Origin of the sequence: Streptomyces acidicola, assembly GCF_009377235.1 — a bacterium.
Taxonomy (GTDB): domain Bacteria; phylum Actinomycetota; class Actinomycetes; order Streptomycetales; family Streptomycetaceae; genus Streptomyces; species Streptomyces acidicola.
This window is the reverse complement of sequence record NZ_VMNX01000366.1, coordinates 1-6,568: the sequence shown is the minus strand read 5'-3', so window position 1 is coordinate 6,568 and position 6,568 is coordinate 1. Positions and strand designations below refer to the sequence as shown.

At 70.7% G+C, this 6,568-nt stretch carries 6 protein-coding genes; 2 read left to right on the top strand and 4 right to left on the bottom strand.

Annotated elements, in window-relative coordinates:
* Window positions 1-12 precede the first annotated feature (12 nt).
* The 3 genes from FPZ41_RS43750 to FPZ41_RS43740 all read right to left on the bottom strand — a co-directional run bounded on the left by FPZ41_RS43750 (window position 13) and on the right by FPZ41_RS43740 (window position 3,316).
* The gene (locus FPZ41_RS43750) at window positions 13-966 is read right to left on the bottom strand and encodes an ABC transporter permease (protein ID WP_152870149.1); all 954 of its coding nucleotides are present in this window, start codon (window positions 964-966) and stop codon (window positions 13-15) included.
* A 2-nt stretch (window positions 967-968) separates the two neighbouring features.
* A complete protein-coding gene (locus FPZ41_RS43745) occupies window positions 969-2,522 on the bottom strand; it encodes an ABC transporter substrate-binding protein (RefSeq protein WP_152870147.1) in 1,554 nt (517 codons plus the stop codon).
* Window positions 2,523-2,662: 140 nt separating this feature from the next.
* Window positions 2,663-3,316: a TetR/AcrR family transcriptional regulator gene (locus FPZ41_RS43740; RefSeq protein ID WP_152870145.1), complete on the bottom strand. Its 654-nt coding sequence runs from the start codon at window positions 3,314-3,316 to the stop codon at window positions 2,663-2,665.
* Window positions 3,317-3,415: 99 nt separating this feature from the next.
* Here FPZ41_RS43740 and FPZ41_RS43735 point away from each other — a divergent pair, with 99 nt between their 5' ends.
* Together FPZ41_RS43735 and FPZ41_RS43730 are read left to right on the top strand one after the other, a co-directional pair.
* Window positions 3,416-4,051, top strand: coding sequence for a PadR family transcriptional regulator (locus tag FPZ41_RS43735; RefSeq protein ID WP_194236439.1), 636 nt, complete (start codon window positions 3,416-3,418; stop codon window positions 4,049-4,051).
* Window positions 4,048-5,832 carry a sulfatase gene (locus FPZ41_RS43730; protein ID WP_322621497.1) on the top strand — a complete coding sequence of 595 codons (1,785 nt, stop codon included), beginning with the start codon at window positions 4,048-4,050 and terminating at the stop codon, window positions 5,830-5,832. The genes FPZ41_RS43735 and FPZ41_RS43730 overlap by 4 nt, the downstream gene beginning before the upstream one ends.
* Window positions 5,833-5,960: 128 nt before the next feature.
* Here the strand turns inward: FPZ41_RS43730 and FPZ41_RS43725 are convergent, their stop codons facing one another.
* On the bottom strand, window positions 5,961-6,431 hold the full coding sequence (locus FPZ41_RS43725) for a hemerythrin domain-containing protein (protein WP_322621496.1): 471 nt from the start codon (window positions 6,429-6,431) through the stop codon (window positions 5,961-5,963).
* Window positions 6,432-6,568: the final 137 nt, after the last annotated feature.

The following is a 6,568-nucleotide window of genomic DNA, read 5'->3' as shown; positions in this document are numbered from 1 at the left end:
CACCGGTGAGGTTCATCGGGCGCCCTCCAGTCTGATGCGGGGGTCGAGCAGCGACAGGCCGACCTCGGTGAGCAGTTGCAGCAGGACGGCGATGCCGACGGCGAGCAGGATCAGTGCCTCGATCACGAGGTAGTCGCGCTGTGCCGAGCTGGTGACGGCGAGGCTGCCGAGACCGTTGCGGGCGAAGATCGCCTCGATGACGATGGCGCCACCGAGGAGGTCGCCGAGCCGCATGCCGAGCGAGACCAGGGCACTGGCCAGCGAGTTGCGCAGTACGTGGCGGACGGTGACGCGGCGCGCCGAGGCGCCCTTGGCCACGGCGGTCTGCACGTACTCCTCGGTGCGGGACTGGCGCATGGCGCTCTGGATGAGCCGGGCGAGGGAGGCGGCCTGGGGCAGGGCGAGCGCGAAGGCGGGCAGCAGCAGGTACTGGATGCCGATCTCGGCGTTGTCGAACAGCGACACCTCGCCGCTGACGGGCAGGACCTGCCAGGCCACGCCGAGCAGCAGGGCGAGCAGCAGGCCGGTGAGGAAGGCGGGGGTGGCGAGCAGGGTGGTGCAGGTGAGGTCGAGCAGCGACCTGGCCCAGGGGCGGCGGCTCGAGCCGGCCGCGACGCCGAGCAGCAGACCGATGGTGATCATGAACAGGGCGGCGAGCAGCGCGAGTTGCACGGTGCTGCCGAACCGGTCGCCGATCAGGTCGGTGACCGATCTGCCGGTGATGTAGGAGGTGCCGAAGTCGCCGCGGAGCACGCCGCCGAGCCAGTGCAGGTACTGGCTGACCCAGGGCTCGTCGAAGCCGAGGTCGGCGCGGATCGCGGCGATCTCCTCTGGTCCGGCGTCCGGTCCGGCCACGGCCGCGGCGGGGTCGCCGGGGGCCATGCGCGGCAGCAGGAACGCGAGGACGGAGGTGGCGAAGAGGACCAGCAGGGCGGAGGGGATCCGGCGGATCAGGAATCTGTTCATGATCACACCACGTATGTGTCGTCGAAGATGAAGGAGCCGAGGAAGGTCTGCCGCACGTCCTGGACCCGCTTGGAGCGGATGATGGTGGACTGCCCGGTGGCGATGCTGTGGTTGAAGGCCTGGTCGAGCATGTAGCGGCCGAGCGCCTGGACGGCGCTCACGCGGTCGTCGGGGGCGGCGGTGGCGGTGCGGGTGACAAGGTCCGCGTACTCGGCCGGGGTGAAGTGGGAGGGGTTCTGCTCGGCGGCGAACGCGGGGTGGGTGGCGAAGGTGGCCGCGGACAGGTCCGCGATGCCGTAGCCGTTGATGAACAGCTGGCCCAGCTTCCCCTCGACCTGGCGGCTGGTGTACTCGACGGGGTCGAGGACCCGGGTCCTGACCCTGAGACCGGCCTCCTCCAGGTTGTAGCGGACGATCTGGGCGGTGCCCTGCACGGCCTGGATGGTGTTGGTGACGATGGCCACCTCGGTGCCGGCGGCGCCGGCCTCCCGGATCAGCTCCCGGGCGCGGTCCGGCTGGTAGGTGTAGGTGTCCGACTGCTCCTGGCTCCAGCCGGCCTCCTTCTTGCTCCACCAGAGGCTGGTGGGCCTGCCGTAGCCGGCGAAGACCTGGTCGGCGATGCGGTCGCGGTCGATGGCGTAGCCGACGGCCCGGCGCACCCGGATGTCGTCGAAGGGGGCGGTGCGGACGTCCATGCCGATCGAGTAGTCGATGGTGACGCCCGCGTTGATCTCGTAGCGCCCGTCGGTGGAGACGCCCCGGGCATCGAGCGGCGACGCGCCGTAGGCGATGTGGGCCCGGCCGCTGCGGACGGCGGTGACCAGTGCGGTGGGGTCGGTGATGGCCGGCTGCTCGACGCGGTCCAGGTAGGGCCGTCCCGGCACCCGGTAGTCGTCGTTGCGAACCATGGTGAGCCCGGAGCCGGGGTGCCAGGTGTGCCAGCGGAACGGGCCGGTGCCGATCATGGCGCTGCCGTCGGCGATGCCGTCGGCGCTCTCCTCGTCGAGGATGGTGGCGAGTTCGAAGGCATCGAAGAGGTTGCTGGCGGGGCGGCTGAGCCGGATGCGCAGCGCGTGGTCGCCGTCGGCCGTCATGTCGGTGATCAGCGAAGTGACGGCGCGGGCCTGGGACTTGGCCGCCGGGTCGGCCGACCTGGTCAGCGAGAACATGACGTCCCTGGCGGTCATCGGGCGACCGGTGTGGAAGCGGACGTCGTCCCGGAGGTTGAGCGCCACCGTCCGGCCGCCGTCGCGGATCTCCCAGTCGGTGGCCAGCAGCGGCTGTGGAGTGCCGGAGGAGTTGTAGGCGGTCAGGGTCTCGAAGACCAGGCGGCGCCAGACGACCGAGTTGGCGTTGTGCGCCTGGACGCTGTCGGGCTGGGCGTCGACGTTGATCGCGACGATGAGCGTGCCGCCCCTGCGGGCTCCGCCGCTCACGGCGCCCCGGGCCTCGTCCACTGCGAGGCGGCAACCGCTCACTGCGGCCAGGCCGAGGCCGGCGAGGCCGAGAAGTGTGCTACGCCGGGTGACGCCCCCGGCTGTTCGATCGACTCTCATGGGCTTCCTGTCTCTCCATCCGCCGTCGTTGGCGGCATTACCCAGCGTCGGTGGGCAATGTGGGAGCACTGTAGACCCAAAAACCAATCATGTGAATGGTTTGTTTCGAGATCTTTTCGGGGGCGTCGGCGCCGGGCGAACTAGGACAGTCCTCGCAGATAGTCGTCCATGAAACGGGCGAAGTCACCGGCCAGGTCCACGGCGTCGGGAGCGAGCAGCCACTGGGTCTGGAGGCCGTCCATCACGGCCATGATCAGGGTGGACGCCACCAGCACATCCACGTCGGCGCGGATCACGCCCTCCACATCGCGGGCGTGCCGCAGATAGCCGGCCACCCGCTCCCTGAGCACCAGGAAACGCTCGACGAAGTACGGCTGCGCAGGGTGCTCCCCGCCCACCGACTCGCCCCGCAGCACCGTGTAGAGCCGCACCAGGCCGGCCTGGGTCGCGTTGAGCTCCATCAGGTCGACGAGCCGCCGCAGCGCGACCATGCCGTTCTCCTCGGCGAGGGCCCGGTTGAACGCGGACTGCTCGGCGTCGCGCAGCCGCAGCACCTCGGTGAGCAGGTCGTCCTTGTTGCGGAAGTGGTGCAGCAGCCCGGCCTGGCTGAGGCCGACGGCCTCGGCGATCTCACGCATGGACGTGCTCCGGTAGCCCTGCTCGGCGAAGGTCCGCAGGGCGGTGCGCACGATCTCCTCGCGGCGGGCCTTGCCCTTGGCGTAGCCGCGGCGCCCGGGTGTGGCGCGGTCGTCCGGGGTGCGGTCGTCCGGGTGTGCTGACTGATCGACAGACATACGAAGAACGGTAACCGGCCCCGGTACGACCCTTGACGTGATCGAACGACGCGACCTATGTTCACCGCCACATATGTGCAAGAGCACACAGGGGGCCCGATGAAGCTCGAACACGTCCTGCTCCGCCTCCTCGCGACCCGCCCCTACAGCGGCTACGACCTGCGCAAGTGGCTCGCCGCCGACGGCCAGTTCGCGGGCTCACGGGTCCACCACAGCCAGATCTACCGGGCCCTGGCCCGGATGCGCGAGGACGGCTGGGTCGAGGACCGGATCGATCCACGGGAGCGCCGCCCCGACGCCCGGGTCCACCGGCTCACCGAGCGCGGCCGGCAGGCCCTGCGCGACTGGATCGACTCCCCCTACGAGCCCACCAGCCGCTTCCACGACTCCGACTTCGTCAACCGCTTCCTGATCACCGCCGCGCTCGACCGCGACGCGGCCATCCGCCTGGTGACCACGGAGCTCGACCACCGCACCGAGCAGATCGCCCGGAACCGCGACCGGGACCGCACCATCCACTTCGAGGACCCGCTGCCGGGCCTCGACCCCCGCCGTCAGCAGGCCGCCGCCGACCTCGTGCACCAGTACGGCGCCGGCGCCGTGGACTGGTGGGTCGCCTGGCTGCGGGACGTGCTCCGACGACTGGAGAGCGACGACCTCGCAGCGCCGTCCGCCGTCACCCCGGACACCCCCGACACCTCCGACGCCCCCGACATCTCGCTGGAGCGCCCGTGAAAGCCATCATGGTGATGTTCGACAGCCTCAACCGGCATCTGCTGCCGCCGTACGGGGCCGACTGGACGCACGCCCCCAACTTCGCCCGGCTCGCCGAGCGCGCCGTCACCTTCGACAACGCCTACGCCGGCTCGCTGCCCTGCATGCCGGCCCGCCGCGAACTGCACACCGGCCGGCACAACTTCCTGCACCGGTCGTGGGGCCCGCTGGAGCCGTTCGACGACTCGATGCCCGAGCTCCTCAAGCAGGCCGGCGTCCACACCCACCTCGCCAGCGACCACCCGCACTACTGGGAGGACGGCGGCGCCACCTACCACGGCCGGTACTCCACCTGGGAGTTCTTCCGCGGCCAGGAGGGCGACCCGTGGAAGGGGCAGGTCGCCGACCCGCCGATGCCGAGGGACCTCAAGGAGGTCCGCCGCCCCGGCTACCGGCAGGACTGGGTCAACCGCCGGCACCTGCCGACCGAGGAGGTCCATCCGCAGACCCTCACCTTCGACGCGGGCGTCGAGTTCGTCCGCACCAACGCCGCGGCCGACCGGTGGTTCGTCCAGATCGAGACCTTCGACCCGCACGAGCCGTTCTTCTCGCACAAGCGGTACAAGGACCTCTACCCGCACGACTACGCGGGGGCGCACTTCGACTGGCCCGACTACAAGCGGGTGGCCGAGACCGGCGCGGAGACCGAGCACGCCCGCTTCGAGTACGCCGCGCTGCTGTCGATGTGCGACCGCTCGCTCGGCCGGGTGCTCGACCTGATGGACGAGCTCGCGCTCTGGGACGACACCCTGCTGATCGTCAACACCGACCACGGACTGCTGCTCGGCGAACACGGCTGGTGGGGCAAGGGCGTGCTGCCCTGGTTCAACGAACTGGTCCACCTCCCGCTGTTCGTCTGGGACCCACGCGTAGGCGCGGCCGGTGAGCGCCGCTCCTCACTGGTGCAGACGATCGACCTGGCGCCCACCCTCCTTGAGTACTTCGACGTCCCCCGCCCACCGGACATGCGGGGCCACCCGCTGCGCGACACCCTCACCGACGACACCCCGGTCCGCCAGGCCGGCCTCTTCGGCAGCTTCGGCGGCCACGTCAACGTGACCGACGGCCGCTATGTGTACATGCGTGCCTGCGTCGACGACACCAACGCGCCACTGAACGAGTACACGCTGATGCCCACCCACATGAAGGCCAGGTTCTCCCCAGCCGAGCTGTCCGACATCCGGCTGGTCGAGCCCTTCGCCTTCACCAAGGGCGTCCGGCTGATCAGCGTGCCCGGCCACTCGATGATCAACACCGCCGCGTTCGGCTCCCTGCTGTTCGACCTCGCCGACGATCCGGAGCAGAGCACCCCGATCGTCGACGACGAGGCGGAGCTGCGCATGGCCGGGCTGCTCGCCCGGCTGCTGCGCGACTCGGACGCGCCGGCCGACCAGTTCGCACGCCTCGGTCTGCCGGCCGAGGGCCCGGTCGGCCCCGAGCACCTGCTGGTGCGCGCCCAACGGGAGCGCGGCGAGGAGACGCTGCGCGCGCTGCCGCCCGTCGAGGAGTTCCCCGACGGCCGGTTCTCGGTCCGCACACCGGTGGCGGAACTGACCGCCGACCCCGCGGCGGCCGAGATCCTGCGTCGCCACATCCCGGGCGTCACGGACACGGAGAACCTGCAGTTCATGGCCACCATCTCGGTCATCGGGCTGGCCGCCCTGCCGGTCGCCCGGGTCTCCGTCGACCAGCTCCGCGCCCTCGCCACCGAACTCGCCGAACTGAACGCGACGCGCGCGTGACCGTCGGGCTCGACGGCGACAAGGCCGCCGGGCAGCGGATGGGCAGGCCTTCGTGGGCCGGCGGCCGTGGGCCAGCACTCCGCGGCATTCGACTGCGTCGCGCCGCGAAGTGTCCGTCCGGCCCGGGATCAGATCGGGCCCAGGACCTCCGGTGGCTCGGCTGTCAGCTCAAGGGTTTCCAGCACCGTGAGCAGTTGCCGCTCCTCGTAGCGGAAGTGGTTCTCCATGATCGCGGCGATGCCTTCGAGATGATGGTCGAGCTCCTCCGGGGGTGCGGCCCGGTCGACGGCGGCGCGGAGGCCGGCGATCAGGTGGGCGATCATCGAGTGATCCTGCTCGAGCGATCTCAGCACCGGGCGCAGCTCGGGGTGAGCGTCCGCGATGGCGGGGAACAGGGTGCGGTCCTCGCCCTGGTGGTGGCCGTCGAGAGCCGTGCAGAAGCCATGGCAGTACAGCAACAGCTCACGGGTGGCCGCCTCACCCGGGGTGCCCTCGGTGAGGGATTCGCGCGTGAGGCGCAGCGCCTCGCGCAGCCGGTCGTGCACCTGACGTAGTTCTCGGCTCCAGGCGATGAGCCTGGTCGTCTCGCGCTCAGTCACGCGAGAGCGAAGGGTGCGACGAGTGCATCGTCGGCCTCCTTCGGTCCGGCGCCTCCATGCCTGACACGGTCTGCCACCGACACGCGACGCTTCCCGGACCCTATCGCGCCGACTGCCCCGCCGGCCCACCCCCAGCC